General features: G+C 72.9%; 11 protein-coding genes. 8 read left to right on the plus strand and 3 right to left on the minus strand.

The genetic code is table 11. The features are described 5' to 3' along the window. Nucleotides 1-28: 28 nt before the first annotated feature. Nucleotides 29-2,335: a cell division protein PerM gene (locus tag K3769_RS14640; protein ID WP_267026867.1), complete on the plus strand. Its 2,307-nt coding sequence runs from the start codon at nt 29-31 to the stop codon at nt 2,333-2,335. Nucleotides 2,336-2,385: 50 nt separating this feature from the next. Here K3769_RS14640 and K3769_RS14645 read toward each other — a convergent pair whose 3' ends face one another. Continuing rightward, entirely contained in the window at nt 2,386-3,180 is a 795-nt protein-coding gene (locus K3769_RS14645) for a hypothetical protein (RefSeq protein ID WP_267026868.1), read from the minus strand. 360 nt (nt 3,181-3,540) lie between these two features. Here K3769_RS14645 and purN point away from each other — a divergent pair, with 360 nt between their 5' ends. Together purN and purH are read left to right on the plus strand one after the other, a co-directional pair. Next, the gene (purN, locus tag K3769_RS14650; RefSeq protein ID WP_267026869.1) at nt 3,541-4,170 is read left to right on the plus strand and encodes a phosphoribosylglycinamide formyltransferase; all 630 of its coding nucleotides are present in this window, start codon (nt 3,541-3,543) and stop codon (nt 4,168-4,170) included. Next, nucleotides 4,167-5,774 carry a bifunctional phosphoribosylaminoimidazolecarboxamide formyltransferase/IMP cyclohydrolase gene (gene purH / locus K3769_RS14655; RefSeq protein ID WP_267026870.1) on the plus strand — a complete coding sequence of 536 codons (1,608 nt, stop codon included), beginning with the start codon at nt 4,167-4,169 and terminating at the stop codon, nt 5,772-5,774. Before purN ends, purH begins: the two co-directional genes overlap by 4 nt. 230 nt (nt 5,775-6,004) lie before the next feature. Here purH and K3769_RS14660 read toward each other — a convergent pair whose 3' ends face one another. Then, nucleotides 6,005-6,661 (minus strand): hypothetical protein, encoded by a 657-nt coding sequence (locus K3769_RS14660; RefSeq protein WP_267026871.1) that lies wholly within the window; start codon nt 6,659-6,661, stop codon nt 6,005-6,007. A 297-nt stretch (nt 6,662-6,958) separates the two neighbouring features. Between K3769_RS14660 and K3769_RS14665 the strand changes: the two genes are divergently transcribed. The 4 genes from K3769_RS14665 to K3769_RS14680 all read left to right on the plus strand — a co-directional run bounded on the left by K3769_RS14665 (nt 6,959) and on the right by K3769_RS14680 (nt 11,993). Beyond that, the gene (locus K3769_RS14665) at nt 6,959-7,813 is read left to right on the plus strand and encodes a bifunctional methylenetetrahydrofolate dehydrogenase/methenyltetrahydrofolate cyclohydrolase (RefSeq protein ID WP_267026872.1); all 855 of its coding nucleotides are present in this window, start codon (nt 6,959-6,961) and stop codon (nt 7,811-7,813) included. A 280-nt stretch (nt 7,814-8,093) separates the two neighbouring features. After that, entirely contained in the window at nt 8,094-8,582 is a 489-nt protein-coding gene (locus K3769_RS14670; protein ID WP_267031376.1) for a DUF3017 domain-containing protein, read from the plus strand. Between the two features lie 746 nt (nt 8,583-9,328). After that, nucleotides 9,329-10,555: a helix-turn-helix domain-containing protein gene (locus tag K3769_RS14675; protein ID WP_267026873.1), complete on the plus strand. Its 1,227-nt coding sequence runs from the start codon at nt 9,329-9,331 to the stop codon at nt 10,553-10,555. A 448-nt stretch (nt 10,556-11,003) separates the two neighbouring features. After that, complete coding sequence (locus tag K3769_RS14680) at nt 11,004-11,993, plus strand: malate dehydrogenase (protein WP_267026874.1); 990 nt, start codon at nt 11,004-11,006, stop codon at nt 11,991-11,993. A gap of 88 nt (nt 11,994-12,081) precedes the next feature. Here K3769_RS14680 and K3769_RS14685 read toward each other — a convergent pair whose 3' ends face one another. Next, entirely contained in the window at nt 12,082-13,008 is a 927-nt protein-coding gene (locus K3769_RS14685) for a GNAT family N-acetyltransferase (protein ID WP_267026875.1), read from the minus strand. A 171-nt stretch (nt 13,009-13,179) separates the two neighbouring features. On the opposite strand from K3769_RS14685, the gene K3769_RS14690 reads away from it, so the two are divergent. Beyond that, nucleotides 13,180-14,691 (plus strand): aldehyde dehydrogenase family protein, encoded by a 1,512-nt coding sequence (locus tag K3769_RS14690; protein ID WP_267026876.1) that lies wholly within the window; start codon nt 13,180-13,182, stop codon nt 14,689-14,691. Nucleotides 14,692-14,804: the final 113 nt, after the last annotated feature.

Here is a 14,804-nt window from a genome sequence, read left to right on the forward strand (position 1 = left end):
CGACGGGAAAGCGCGTGTCGTTGGCAGCATGGCGGGCGTGACCCAGATGACCGACCGCAGCCCCGATCGCCGCCCTGATCGCAGCCCGAACGGCAGCCCCGACCGCGGCCCGTTGTTGCCGCCGTCGCTCGGCCGGCTGCGCGAACGGTCGCCCGGACTGGCTGCGGGCCTGGTCGGCGGCGCGCTCGCGGCGGGGCTCGGGCTGGCGGTGCTGGCCGTCCTCGTAACGGTCCTGTGGATCAGTTCGCCCTACCCGGACAGCGGTCCCGACGGGGCCCTGCACGTCGCCGCCGCGCTGTGGCTGCTGGCACACGGCGCCGAACTCGTTCGCACGGACACGCTGTCCGGAGTACCCGCACCCGTTGGGGTGACCCCGTTGCTCCTCGTCGCGCTGCCGGTGTGGCTGCTGCACCGCGCGGCACGCGACGCGGCGGACGGCAAGCCGACCGACGGCGACGAGCCCGGGGTGCCGTCGCCCGCCGTGCGTGCGGCGTGGGCCGGAACCGTCCTGGGCTACCTGGTGGTCGGCGCCGCCGCGGCGGTGTACGCCTCGGGCGGTGAACCGAGTCCGTCGTGGACGTCCGTCGTCCTGTGGCCGCCGCTGCTCGTGGCGATCGTGGCGGGAGCGGGCGTCCGGACGGCGTACGGGCGATCGTTCGGGCCGCTGCCACGGTCTGCGCGCCAGGTTCTCGACACCCTGCACCTCGGGTCCGTCACGTCCGTCATGGCTCCCGACGCCCGATCGAGGCTTTCGGCCGCCGCACGCGCCGCGGTTGCCGGTGCCGCGGTGCTCGTGGGCGGCGGGGCCGTGCTGGTCGGTGCCTCGCTGGTGTGGCACGGAGGTATGGCGCGGCTGACGTTCCTGCAGCTCACGGACAGCTGGTCGGGCCGGTTCGCGGTGCTGCTGCTGGCGCTGGCGCTCGTCCCGAACGCGGCGGTGTGGGGGGCCGCGTACGCGCTCGGGCCCGGGTTCGCGCTCGGGGCCGGGCATGCGGCGGGGCCGTTGCTGTCGGACCCCGGTTCGCGGCTGCCCCCCTTCCCCCTGCTGGCGGCCCTTCCGGACGCGGGCCCGGGGACAGCGCCGAACTGGGCGGCGGGGGCCTTGCCCCTGGTGGCCGGTGTGGTGGTGGCGTGGTTCACGGTGGTGGCGGGGGTGCCGGGGCGTACGCGTGCGGGCGGGGGAGAGGACGCGGCGTCGGCGGCGGCTCGGCGCGCGGCGGCCTGGTCGGCCGGACGTACCGCCGGGGCCCTGGCGCTCGCGGCGGCCCTGTGCGGTCTGGCTCTCGCGGTCCTCGCCGCCTTGGCCGGTGGCCCCCTCGGGGTGGCCGCGCTCGCCGAATTCGGCCCTGTCTGGTGGCAGACGGGGCCGGCGGGGGCGGCCTGGATCGCGGCGGTGGGTCTGCCGACGGGCCTGGCACTGAGGTCCTGGCGCCTGCGCGAACGCCGGACCCGGACGCGGGCCGCGGACTCGGACGACGCGCGGCGGGGCTGGGCGCACCGCGTAGGGGGCCTGCGCGTACGAGGTCTGCGCGTACGCGGACCGGGGGCGACCGGACTTGGGGTACGGGGCCTGTGGTCTCGGCGCACACGAGACGCCGCGCGGTCCGCCGACGGGCAGCCGGACGAGCGGCGGGCGCGCGAGGGGCGGGCGACCGGGGAGCACTCGATCTACGAGTTCCTGGTCCACGAGCCCGCGACGGCTCCGACGGCTCCGACGGACGAGCCGAGCTCAGCAACTCCGGTGCACGAGCCGTCGGCCCAGGTGACGTCCGGTCAAGCGCCAACCCACCAAGCGCCAACCGGTCAAGCGCCAACCCACCAAGCGCCAACCGGTCAAGTGCCAACCAGCCAGGCGCCAACCGGTCGCGCCCCCCTCGCGCAGGCGCCGTCCGCTCAGGCGCCCTCGACGCCGGATCCGCAGCGCCCGTCCGCTTCGCCCGGCAGCGCAACAGTGCCCGACCCCACCCCCAAGTCCTCGTCCCCGCTACAGCAACCCTCCAGCTCCGTCGCAGCGAGGGCCGTCGAGGCCGTCGAGGCCGGAGCTGCGCGCCCCGCCGCCGCGGAGGCGCCCCCGCGGACCCGTTGGTTCTCGCGGTTGCGGGCTGCGAGGAAGCGACCCCCCGCCGCACCCGCCACAGGCACAAGCACAGGCGCACGCGCCGGCACACACGCGGCCCCCGACCCCGACTTCGAGCCGTACGACTTCCTGCCGCCCTCCGACTCCTTCGAGTCCCTCTGGCACGACGACTGGCACGGCGACGACGCACGCGAGACCCGCTGGGCGGCCCTGAAGCGGGCGTCCACCCCCGTCGACCGGGTCGACCCCCCGGACTGACGACCGAGTCGACCCCCCTGACCGACGGCCGGTGGCGCCCCGGTCCCGGGTCAGTCGCGGGTGCCCAGGAACCCCTGCAGCTGGTCCGGCAGCAGCGTGTCGCAGGACTTCTTCGCCGTGTTGGTGAGGGAGTCGTTCACACAGGTGTAGTAGTCGCGGTACACGAGCTGTGCCGTGAACGTCATCGCGACCATGGCGAGCGCCAGGGACGCCGTGACGAGGCCGCTGACCGCCGCGGTGGTCTGGGGCCTGGAGCCCTGGCCGGCCGGCGCCGGGGTGTCCGGGTCCGCCGGGCGCGGCTTGGCGCGCAGGGCGCTGATCGACCAGTACAGGGCCAGCGCGCCGAGCAGCAACGCCACGTAGGGCCAGCTGAAGAGGGCGAAGAAGAACGCCCACATGCCGGACAGCAGTGCGTACCTGGCGCGCCGCTGCGCGGGGTCGGTCGGGTCCCAGCGCGTACCCGCGCCCGGTCCTCCGGAGCCGTCAGGGCCGCCCTGGCCGCCACCGGGACCGCCCGAGTTGCCCGACCCCGGCCGGTCGCCGAAACGGCCGCCCTGTGCGGGCCCCGGCTGCCGGTCGCTCCACTGGCTGCCCCACGGGGAACCGCCGTCGTCCTGGCCGCCCCCGCCGTCCTGCCCCTGACCGCCCACGGGCCGCCGCGGCTGCCACGGCCGGTCGGGGGTGCCCTCCGGCGGCGGGGCGAAGGGGTTGTCGTCCGAGGGGTTCCCCGGCGCGCCGGAGCCCTGCCCGCTCTCGGGCACGTCGTCGCTCTCCCGCGGTGGAGTGGGGGAGGAGCGCCGCTCGCGCAGCAGGAGCGGAGGGCGTCGGAGACTTCGGTCCGGCATCAGGTGTGCGTCTTCCCCTTGGTGGTGTCGGGCGGTGGTGATCGGCGCGGGTGACCGGCGGGCAACCGTCCACTGTCCACAGAGCCGGCTACGCCTCCGGGGCTCGTTACCCGGACATTCGTACCCGTACCTGTCCCTGGTCAACGTCCCGTAGGCGAGAGGCGTTCCCCTGCGCGGACCGTCTTCCCGGGGTGGTTCCTCCCCAGACGCTACCTTCCGGCCACGCCCCCGTCCCGTGGGGGCCGCCCGGTGTGCCGGTATCGTTGCCGGCGGTCGGCCGCTTCGTAGACTTTCCCGTATCCGGGGGCGCGAAGCATTCGTACGACCATACAAAGGCACTCCCCGAGAAAGGGCCCCGCCGTGGCCAAGGCCAAGCGCCTCGTCGTGCTGGTCTCCGGATCAGGTACGAATCTGCAGGCACTCCTCGACGCGATCGCGTCGCGGGGAGTGGCCGGCTACGGAGCCGAGATCGTCGCGGTCGGCGCGGACCGCGCGAACATCGCGGGGCTCGAACGTGCGGAGCGTGCCGGACTGCCGACCTTCGTCCGCCGGGTGAAGGACTATGGGACCCGTGACGAGTGGGACGCGGCACTGGCCGAGGCCACCGAGTCGTACGCACCCGATCTCGTCGTCTCCGCCGGGTTCATGAAGATCGTGGGCAAGGAGTTCCTGGCCCGCTTCGGCGGCCGGTGCGTGAACACCCACCCCGCCCTGCTGCCCAGCTTCCCGGGGGCGCACGGCGTCCGTGACGCCCTCGCCTACGGCGCGAAGGTCACCGGGTGCACCGTCCACTTCGTCGACGACGGCGTCGACACCGGCCCGATCATCGCCCAGGGCGTGGTCGAGGTCCGGAACGAGGACTACGAAGACGATGGGTCCGCTCTCCATGAGCGGATCAAGGAAGTCGAGCGAAGGCTGCTCGTCGATGTCGTGGGGCGGCTCGCCCGCAACGGCTATCGCATCGAGGGACGAAAGGTAGTTATCCAGTGACCGCCGAGAGCACAGGCAGCGCAGGCAGCGCCGGCAGCACAGACACGGCCGAGGGCAGCAAGCGCGTCATCCGGCGCGCGCTCGTCAGCGTCTACGACAAGACCGGACTCGAAGAGCTCGCCCGCGGCCTGCACGCGGCAGGCGTGGAGCTGGTCTCCACCGGTTCCACCGCCGCGAGGATCGCCGCCGCCGGAGTGCCCGTCACCAAGGTCGAGGAGCTCACCGGCTTCCCCGAGTGCCTGGACGGCCGCGTCAAGACGCTGCACCCGCGCGTGCACGCCGGCATCCTCGCCGACCTGCGGCTCGAATCCCACCGGGAGCAGCTCGCCGAGCTGGGCGTGGAGCCGTTCCAGCTGGTCGTCGTGAACCTCTACCCGTTCCGGGAGACCGTCGCCTCGGGCGCCACCCCCGACGAGTGCGTCGAGCAGATCGACATCGGCGGCCCCTCGATGGTCCGCGCCGCCGCCAAGAACCACCCGTCCGTCTCCGTGGTCACCAGCCCCGAGCGGTACGCCGACGTGTTGTCCGCGGTCCGCGACGGCGGCTTCGACCTGCACGCCCGCAAGCGGCTCGCCGCCGAGGCCTTCCAGCACACCGCCGCGTACGACGTCACCGTCGCCTCCTGGTTCGCGAGCGAGTACGCGCCGGCCGACGACTCGGGCTTCCCCGAGTTCATCGGCTCGACGTTCGAGAAGCGCAACACCCTGCGTTACGGGGAGAACCCGCACCAGGGCGCCGCCCTGTATGCAGACGGCACGGGCGGCCTGGCCGACGCCGAGCAGCTGCACGGCAAGGAGATGTCCTTCAACAACTACACGGACACGGACGCCGCGCGCCGTGCCGCGTACGACCACGACGACCCGTGCGTCGCGATCATCAAGCACGCCAACCCGTGCGGCATCGCGATCGGCACGAACGTCGCCGAGGCGCACCGCAAGGCACACGCCTGCGACCCGCTCTCCGCGTTCGGCGGCGTCATCGCCGTCAACCGCCCCGTGTCCAAGGAGATGGCGGAGCAGGTCGCGGAGATCTTCACCGAGGTCATCGTCGCGCCCGAGTACGAGGACGGCGCGCTGGAGGCCCTCGCCAAGAAGAAGAACATCCGCGTGCTGCGCGCCCACCAGGGTCCGTCCACGCAGGTGGAGGTCAAGCAGATCGACGGCGGCCGGCTCCTGCAGGCCACCGACCGTCTCCAGGCCGACGGCGACGACCCGTCCGCCTGGACGCTCGCGACCGGCGACGCCCTCTCCCCGGGCGAGCTGGACGAACTGGCCTTCGCCTGGCGCGCCTGCCGGGCCGTGAAGTCCAACGCGATCCTCCTCGCCAAGGACGGCGCCTCCGTCGGCGTCGGCATGGGCCAGGTCAACCGTGTGGACTCCGCCAAGCTCGCGGTCGAGCGCGCGGGCGCCGAGCGGGCCCGGGGTTCCTTCGCCGCCTCGGACGCCTTCTTCCCGTTCCCCGACGGCCTGGAGATCCTGACCGCGGCCGGCGTCAGGGCGGTGGTCCAGCCCGGTGGTTCGGTCCGCGACGAACTGGTCGTCGAGGCGGCCAGGAAGGCCGGCGTCACCATGTACTTCACGGGGACGCGCCACTTCTTCCACTAGGGCGCGTCCACCGGGTCCGCCGGGTCCGCCGGGTCCACCGGGTCCGGTGGGTTCACCGGCTCTCCCCGGTGATCGCCCAGGTACGCGCCAGGGCCGTGTTCCCCCTCGCGAGGCGGAGCACGGCCCTTGGCATGTGAACGGCGCGTGTACGGCCTGAACGGCCTGAACGGTCTGTACGACGTGTGCGGCGTGTACGACGTGCTCGGCGTGGGCGAACCGTTTCCCCGGGGTCAGTACCGCGGGCGCTTGAACCAGGCGGAGGCGGCGCCGTTCACCATCGAGGCGAGGATGATGCCGGCGATGGCGAGGGAGATGATCCCGCCGAACGTCACGGAACCGCCGCCGCCCTGCACGGTGTTGCTGAGACCGCCGAGGATCATCAGCGACGCGTACACGATCGTCGTGACGCGGATGCCGGTGCCGCCGTTCTTGAACTTCACGCCCAGGAAGATCGACAGGGCGCCCACGCCGAGCAGGAGCGCCGCGAGCACGAAGCCGAGGCCCGCGAGGGTGTCGGTGTCGTCGCCGCTGCCGAAGCCGTTCGACGCGTCCTGCGCGGCGCCGACGGCTATGCCGGCGATGATCCCGAACAGGATCTGCAGGCCCGCCAGGATGAACAGCAGGACGCGCGCGGTCTTCATCAGACCCGGCATCTCCATGGGTATGTGGTTCCCGCCCGGGTAACCCGGATACGCCGGCTGCTGCGGATAGCCGTAGCCGTAACCGGGCTGCTGCGGGGCGCCCTGCGGGTAGCCGTAACCGGGCTGTCCCTGTCCCTGGGGCTGCTGGGGCGGGTAGCCGGGCTGGCCCTGCGGCTGCTGCGGATATCCGGGCTGCTGGCCCTGGGGAGGCGGGCCGTAGGGGTTGTTCGGATCGCCGAAACTCATGGCGTCTTTCCTCCGTCGTTGCGTCAAGTGCGGGGACGACGCGGCACATTTCGGAGGAAAGTTCTACAGATGCGGTTCGTCCCCCCGGTACTGTCCGCGGCACTGTGTCATTCATCGTCCTTAACGCGTCACTTATTTGTCCAGCCGGATACCGGCTGCGTTGTGCAAGTGCAACCTCGCCGATCATGGGGCGAAGCGGGGCGGGCAGGGGGCGCGGCGCAGCGTCGGGGGAGGCCGGGGGCCGCGGACGGGGGGCCGGATTGGAACCGGGGCCCCGTCATCCGCGAGGATGGGCACATGACCGCCCAGATTCTCGATGGCAAGGCCACCGCAGCCGCGATCAAGTCCGATCTGACCGTCCGCGTGGCGGCCCTGAAGGAGAGGGGCGTCACGCCCGGACTCGGGACCGTCCTGGTCGGTGAGGACCCCGGCAGCCAGAAGTACGTCGCGGGCAAGCACCGCGACTGCGCGCAGGTCGGTATCGCCTCCATCCAGCGTGAACTGCCCGCGACCGCCACGCAGGAGGAGATCGAGGCGGTCGTCCGCGAGCTCAACGAGGACCCGGCCTGCACCGGGTACATCGTCCAGTTGCCGCTTCCCAAGGGCATCGACGAGAACCGCATCCTCGAACTGATGGACCCGGACAAGGACGCGGACGGGCTCCACCCGATGAACCTCGGCCGTCTCGTCCTGAACGAGCCGGCCCCGCTGCCCTGCACCCCGAACGGTGTCCTGACCCTGCTCAGGCGGTACGGGGTCGAGATCAAGGGCGCCGAGGTCGTGGTCGTCGGCCGTGGGGTGACCATCGGCCGCTCGATGCCGCTGCTGCTCACGCGGCGCTCGGAGAACGCGACGGTCACCCAGTGCCACACCGGTACGCGTGATCTGGCCGCGCATCTGCGCCGGGCGGACATCATCGTGGCCGCGGCGGGTTCCGCGCACCTGATCCGCCCCGAGGACGTGAAGCCGGGGGCGGCCGTCCTCGACGTCGGGGTCTCCCGCAACGCCGAGGGCAAGATCGTGGGCGACGTCCACCCCGGGGTGGCCGAGGTCGCCGGGTGGATCTCGCCGAACCCGGGCGGGGTGGGCCCGATGACCCGCGCCCAGCTCCTCGTCAACGTGGTCGAGGCGGCGGAGCGCAGTGCCGTCTGACCAGGAGCCGGCGCCCCCGGCGAAGAAGGACACCGTGACCTCGCCGGCAACCGGGTCAGGGGCCACAAGCGACGCCCCGGCCGCGACACCGGCCCCGGCCGCGACACCGGCCCCGGCCGCGACACCGGCCCCGGCCGCGACCCCGGCCGCGACCCCGGCCTCGGCCTCGGCCGAGAGCGGGGACCCGGCTCGACCGGAGCCCGTACAGCCGAAGTCGGCCTCCGACCCGGCCCCGCCATCGGTGTCCGCCGCGGATACGGATGCGGATGCGAATGCAGAGGTGGGAGCGGAGTCCGTGGTGGAGAGCGGGATCGGGCATGAAGATGAGCTGGCCGTCCGTGACGCCGTCAGTGCGCCCGGCCCCGACGGGGAGCCCCGGCGGGTCACGCGGCGGTTTCCGCTGTTCACCCGGGACACCGCGCGGCCCGAGGGCGGTGGCAGGGCGGCCCCCCGCGACGCGCCCGCGCCCGTACGGCAGTGGCCGATCCTCGCGGTCACCGGCCTGGTCGCACTCGGACTGCTGCTGACGGCGCTCGACGCGTTCAAGGCGGGGACCCTGCTGATCGGCGTCGCGCTGCTCGCGGGCGCCGCCATGCGCTGGGTGCTGCCCGACGTGGGCATGCTCGCCGTCCGCTCCCGGTTCACGGACCTCGTCACGTACGGCGTCCTGGGCGCGACCATCGCCCTGCTCGCGATGATGGCGCAGCCGAATCCCTGGCTGGAGCTTCCGTTCCTGGACGACACCCTGCACTTCACGATCAGAACGTGACACCACGTGACGGGTCATGACACCACGTGACGGGTCGTGGCAAGACGTAAGCGGTAGCGCCCCTTCGAGGGCGTGAGCGGCGGCGCCCGTCCACTCCCCCGAAACGCGGAGGGGCGCCGCCTGGAATCAAGGGTCACGGACGTGCCGACGGCCGTTCAATACCTGTCAGTCGCCTGTGGCAGGGCGGTGACCGTTCCGGCACCTCCCGCGCGCGGGACGCGCAAAACGTGTCCCCGACGGCACCGGTCGCCCCGGACGCCGTACACGCCACCGTTTCCGTCGATAGCCTGGCGGACCGACCGCGGCCGTCGCCCCGTCGTGACGGCGGCGAGCGGTCGACGATCCGATCTGCCCCTGGTGTGCGTGTGTTCCCTGCGTGTCGATATGTTGACAAGTCCGAGGATGGGTCGCGATCACTTCCAAGACCGCTCACGGCCCGGACGGCCCGGACGAGCCGGACGGCCCGGACGAGCCGGACGACCCGGATGTCGCGGGCGACCCGGACGGCGTGGGCCCCTCGGCCCGCTGATCCCGTCAGCCGAGGGGCAAGTCGGTGGGACACTGGACCGCAGACCAGGGGGCATGCGACGGTGCATGCCCACAGGCCCGAATGCTCCCGTGCGCCCCCATCCCGGGAACTGGGATCCTGGCCGAACGCATCCCTGTGGGTAGCCGGAACGGGGACTCGGCAAGGGCTTCACACGCGGGAAAAGACCAGCACGTACGGGGGGAAGAGGGGGGTACCAATGCCTCGTTGGAGGCCCTTGCCGGATGAACTCGATCCGCAGGTAAGGGAGTTCGCCAGCCAGTTGCGCCGACTGGTCGACCGTGGCGGGCTGAGCATCGCCGCCGTGGCCGACCGCACGGGATACAGCAAGACGTCCTGGGAGCGGTACCTGAACGGCCGCCTGCTCGCGCCCAAGGGCGCGATCGTGGCGTTGGCCGAGGTGACGGGGACCAACCCCGTCCATCTGACGACGATGTGGGAGCTGGCCGAGCGCGCCTGGAGTCGTTCGGAGATGCGCCACGACATGACCATGGAGGCGATACGGATCTCCCAGGCGCGCGCCGCGCTGGGGGAGTTCGGGCCGACTCCGGCCAAGGAGGGAAAGAGCGGGAAGCAGGCCCGCGCCGGGGGAAGCGCGACCGCGCCCAAGCCGGGTATCGCGGGCCCGGCCGGAGTGTCACCCACCGTGCCCCCGCAGAGCCCGGCCCAGAACCCCTCCCAGGGAGACGAGCGCAGGCCGCCGTACGGGGCCGGCAGCGGCGGCGAGGGTGCCGGTGCGAGGGCCGGCGCGGACGCGCGGGGTGGCGGTTGGGGAGTCGTCGCCTCGCCCCCGGGATCGTCCGGGGTCTCCGGCTACGGTCCGCCGGGCGCGTACGGGCCGTCCGGCTCGGCCGGCCCCGCGGGACCCGGTGGCGGTCCGGCCGGGGGTCCGCCGCAGGACGCGCGGCCGGGGGCCGCCGGTTCGCCGGACGGGCAGGGGCGGAAACGGCGGCTCACCATGTTCCTCGCGGGGGTCGCGGGCGCGCTCGTCCTGGTCGCCGTGGCCGTGTACGTCACGAGCTCCCGCGGTGACGGCGACGGCGGGAACCAGGCCAAGCCGACCCCGAGTCCGACGGTGAGCAAGGAACTGCCGCCGGGCGTCGAGTGCTACGGCGCGCAGTGCGCGGGCAAGGACCCGGAGAACATGGGCTGCGGCGGGACGCTGGCGCAGACCGTGGAGAAGGCCGTGGTCGGCACCGCCCAGGTCGAGGTCCGGTACAGCGAGACGTGCGGCGCCGCCTGGGCCCGTATCACCGCGGCCGGAGTGGGGGACACGGTCCGGATAGCGGCCGGTTCGGCTGCCGCGCAGACCGCCGAGGTCGAGACGGACACCGACGCGTACACCCCGATGGTCGCGGTGAAGAGCGCCACCGGGGCGAAGGCCTGTGCGACGCTCGCGTCGGGCGTGGAGGGCTGCACGAAGTAGTGCCCCTGACGGGCGCCCGACTCCCTTGAGCCGGGCGCCCGTTGGCGTCCGGCGGACCCCGCGCCCCCGGGAGGGGCTGCGCCCCGTCAGGGGCGCGGGGAACGGCGCAATCTCCTGCTTTCAGGGGCGTGGGGAACGGCGCGGCCGGCCCCCACCGCCCGCACAACACAACGCCCCCGGCCTCGCCGAACCCCCCCGCCTCGCCGAACCCCCCGGCCCCCGCCGACCTCCCGGCTCCGCCGAACCGCCGGGCCACGGCCTTGTGGGACGGGCCACATCGGCCCCGGACGTCCGGGATCCCGGATGCGCGATAGCCTGACCGCTGGATCTCTCTTGACGACGAGAGATCGATCATCGGCACCGGTGATCGATCATCGCGCCGCCAGGACCGGGATCCCGCACCCCGGGGCAGGGACGCCCCACCGTCAGCTGCCATACGGAGAACGCCATGACCCGCACTCCCGTGAACGTCACCGTCACCGGCGCGGCCGGCCAGATCGGTTACGCCCTGCTCTTCCGCATCGCCTCCGGCCAGCTGCTCGGCGCGGACGTGCCGGTCAAGCTCCGCCTGCTGGAGATCACGCCGGCGCTGAAGGCCGCCGAGGGCACCGCCATGGAGCTCGACGACTGCGCCTTCCCGCTCCTTCAGGGCATCGACATCACCGACGACCCGAACGTCGCCTTCGACGGCACGAACGTCGGTCTGCTCGTCGGCGCCCGCCCCCGTACCAAGGGCATGGAGCGCGGTGACCTCCTGGAGGCCAACGGCGGCATCTTCAAGCCCCAGGGCAAGGCCATCAACGACAACGCCGCGGACGACGTCAAGATCCTCGTCGTCGGCAACCCGGCCAACACCAACGCCCTCATCGCCCAGGCCGCCGCCCCGGACGTACCGGCGGAGCGCTTCACGGCGATGACCCGCCTGGACCACAACCGCGCGCTGACGCAGCTCGCGAAGAAGACCGGCTCCACGGTCGCGGACATCCAGCGCCTGACCATCTGGGGCAACCACTCCGCCACCCAGTACCCCGACATCTTCCACGCCACGATCGCCGGCAAGAACGCCGCCGAGACCGTGAACGACGAGAAGTGGCTGGCCGAGGAGTTCATCCCGACCGTCGCCAAGCGCGGCGCGGCCATCATCGAGGCCCGTGGCGCGTCCTCCGCCGCCTCGGCCGCGAACGCCGCCATCGACCACGTGTACACCTGGGTCAACGGCACGGCGGACGGCGACTGGACCTCCATGGGCATCCCGTCCGACGGTTCGTACGGTGTCGCGGAGGGCCTCATCTCCTCCTTCCCCGTCACCACGAAGGACGGCTCGTACGAGATCGTCCAGGGCCTCGACATCAACGAGTTCTCCCGCGCCCGTATCGACGCGTCGGTGCAGGAGCTCGCCGAGGAGCGCGAGGCGGTCCGCGCCCTCGGCCTCATCTAGGTCCTGCTCGTTCAGGTCCTGCTCGTTCAGGTCCTGATCGGTCAGGCCCTGCTCGTTCTTCGCCGGTCCCCGGGCAGCCGCCCGGGGATCAGCGCGTTCCGGGCCCCTTGCCGGCGGGCCCGAGCGGCTTCTCGAACCAGTACCCGGCGTGCGGATTGTCGCCGTACGCCGGGATCTCGCTGTACCCGCCGCTCCGGTACATCGCCGCCGCCTCCTTCAGGACCTCGTGCGTGTCCAGGCGTACGGTCCGGTGGCCGCGCCCGGCAGCCGCCTGCTCCAGTTCGATGAGCAGCCGGCGCCCCAGGCCCAGCCCGCGCGCTCGCGGACGTACCCACAGATGCCGGATCTCGGCCGTCTCCGCGTCGAGCGCGCACAGCGCCCCGCAGCCGACGGCACGCTCCTCCTCGTACGCGACGAGGAGCACGGCGATCCGCTCGGGAGGTACGAGGTCGGTGGCGGCGTATCCCTCGGGGAAGCGTTCGTGGAGTTCGGCGGCGTAACCGGCGAGGCAGGCGCGTGCGTCGGGTGAGGCCGCCCCGACGGGCCGTACCGTGATCGCGGCCAGGCGCAGCAGTCGTTCGGTGACCGCGACCGCTTCGGTCAGCCGGTCCCGCTGGGGCCCGGTCAGCCCGCGCAGCAGTCCCTCGGCGAGGTCGTCCGCGCGCCGGTTCTGCTCCGCCAGTTCGGCCCGTCCGGCCGGGGTCGGCTCCGCGAGGCGCAGCCTGCTGTCCGCCGGGTGCACGGTGACCCGCACGAGCCCCTGGCGCTCCAGCGCGCGCACCATCCGGCTCAGGTATCCGGCGTCGAGGCCGAGCCGGGTCCGCAGGTCCCGCAGGGACGCGCCGGCTCCGATCTCGTACAGCAGCCGGGCCTCCCCGAGGGGCCGGTCCTGCCCGAGGTAGTGGTCGTCGAGCACCCCGATCCGGCGGGTGAAGTAGCGGTTGAAGCGACGCAGGGTGCTCACGTGCGCCGCGGACACCCCGGGCTCGGGGACTGACGCCGACACCGACTCCATAATCTTTGACTTTAGTCAAAGAGTCGCCGGGGTGTCCAGGTTTCGGGCGGCTTGTCAGTGACCCCGCGCACTTCGGCGGCGGAGCACGCATGACATCGGGGCCGAGGGGCAGGTGCTGCCCGGCCCCGAACGGGACGGGCACGGAACAGGAACGGAAGGCAGCACCGGATCATGTCGGGACACCAGGCGCAGCAGACGATTCATGTGGACGGCGAGTGGCGCGGGGCCGCCTCGGGAGCCGTACGGGACATCCTCGACCCGGCGGACGCGAAGCCGTTCGCCGAGGTCGCCGAGGGCGGGGTGCCGGACGCGGACGCCGCCGTCGAGGCCGCCCGGCGCGCCTTCGACCACGGGGAGTGGCCCCGCACACCCGTCACCGAGCGGGCCGCCCTGCTGCGCCGCGTCGCCGACCTCCTCGTCCGCGACCGCGAGAAGCTCGGGCTCCTGGAGAGCCGGGACGCGGGCAAGACGCTGGAGGAGGGGCGGGTCGACATCGACTGCGTCGCCGACGCCTTCCGGTACTTCGCCGATCTCGTCGTGGGAGAGGGCGGCGGGCGGGTCGTCGACGCCGGTTCGGACGACATCCACAGCGTCGTCGTGCACGAGCCCCTCGGCGTCTGCGCGATGATCACGCCCTGGAACTACCCGCTGCTGCAGGCCAGCTGGAAGGTGGCCCCGGCCCTCGCCGCCGGGAACACCTTCGTCCTCAAGCCCAGCGAGATCACCCCGCTGACCACCGTCGCCCTCATCGAGCTGCTGGTCGAGGCCGGGCTGCCCGCCGGAGTGGCCAACCTCGTGACCGGCCCCGGGCACAGCGTCGGCGCCCGGCTCGCCGAGCATCCCGGCGTCGACCTCGTCTCCTTCACCGGCGGGCTCGCCAGCGGTACGAAGGTGGCGCAGGCCGCCGCCCTCACCGTGAAGAAGGTCGCCCTCGAACTCGGCGGCAAGAACCCCAACGTCGTCTTCGCCGACTCCTGCGCCACCGAGGAGGGTTTCGACACCGCCGTCGACCAGGCGCTCAACGCCGCGTTCATCCACAGCGGCCAGGTCTGCTCGGCGGGCTCCCGGCTGATCATCGAGGAGTCGGTCCGCGACCGCTTCGTCGCCGAACTGGTGCGCCGGGCCGAGCTGATCCGGCTCGGGCGCGGCACCGAGGAGGGCGTCGAGTGCGGCCCGCTCGTCTCCGCCGAACAGCGCGAGAAGACCGAGGGGTACGTGGCCGCGGCCCTGGCGGAGGGCGCGGTACTGCGGACCGGCGGCGCCCGCCCCGATCCGTCCGACCGGCTGCCCGCCACCGGCTACTTCTACGAGCCGACCGTCCTCGACCAGTGCCACCGCGAGATGCGCGTCGTACGGGAAGAGGTCTTCGGGCCTGTCCTGACGGTCGAGACCTTCCGTACGGAGGACGAGGCCGTCGCGCTCGCCAACGACACGGAGTACGGGCTGGCGGGCGGCGTCTGGACCGCCGACGCGGGGCGCGCCCGGCGGGTGGCGGGGCGGCTGCGGCACGGCACCGTCTGGATCAACGACTTCCACCCCTACCTCCCGCAGGCGGAGTGGGGCGGCTTCGGCAAGAGCGGCGTCGGCCGTGAGCTGGGTCCCGCGGGGCTCGCCGAGTACCGCGAGACGAAGCACGTGTACCAGAACCTCGCGCCGAAGCCGGTCCGCTGGTTCGCGGGCTGACGCCCGCCACCCCCTCACCGGCCCGCCCGCCGGTCATCGGCGGCCACCGGCCGTTACGCCGATCACCGGCCCGTACGCCGGTCACCTCACCTCACCTCATCCCACCGCACAAG

The organism is Streptomyces ortus (assembly GCF_026341275.1).
In the GTDB taxonomy this organism is placed as follows: Bacteria; Actinomycetota; Actinomycetes; order Streptomycetales; family Streptomycetaceae; genus Streptomyces; species Streptomyces ortus.

Bases quoted from the DNA above. Each gene is read 5' to 3' on its own strand.
- K3769_RS14680 (WP_267026874.1), top strand. From the start codon at position 11,004: ATGACCCGCACTCCCGTGAACGTCACCGTCACCGGCGCGGCCGGCCAG.
- K3769_RS14640 (WP_267026867.1), top strand. From the start codon at position 29: ATGGCGGGCGTGACCCAGATGACCGACCGCAGCCCCGATCGCCGCCCT.
- K3769_RS14660 (WP_267026871.1), bottom strand. From the start codon at position 6,661: ATGAGTTTCGGCGATCCGAACAACCCCTACGGCCCGCCTCCCCAGGGC.
- K3769_RS14665 (WP_267026872.1), top strand. From the start codon at position 6,959: ATGACCGCCCAGATTCTCGATGGCAAGGCCACCGCAGCCGCGATCAAG.
- K3769_RS14645 (WP_267026868.1), bottom strand. From the start codon at position 3,180: ATGCCGGACCGAAGTCTCCGACGCCCTCCGCTCCTGCTGCGCGAGCGG.
- K3769_RS14685 (WP_267026875.1), bottom strand. From the start codon at position 13,008: ATGGAGTCGGTGTCGGCGTCAGTCCCCGAGCCCGGGGTGTCCGCGGCG.
- K3769_RS14675 (WP_267026873.1), top strand. From the start codon at position 9,329: ATGCCTCGTTGGAGGCCCTTGCCGGATGAACTCGATCCGCAGGTAAGG.
- K3769_RS14690 (WP_267026876.1), top strand. From the start codon at position 13,180: ATGTCGGGACACCAGGCGCAGCAGACGATTCATGTGGACGGCGAGTGG.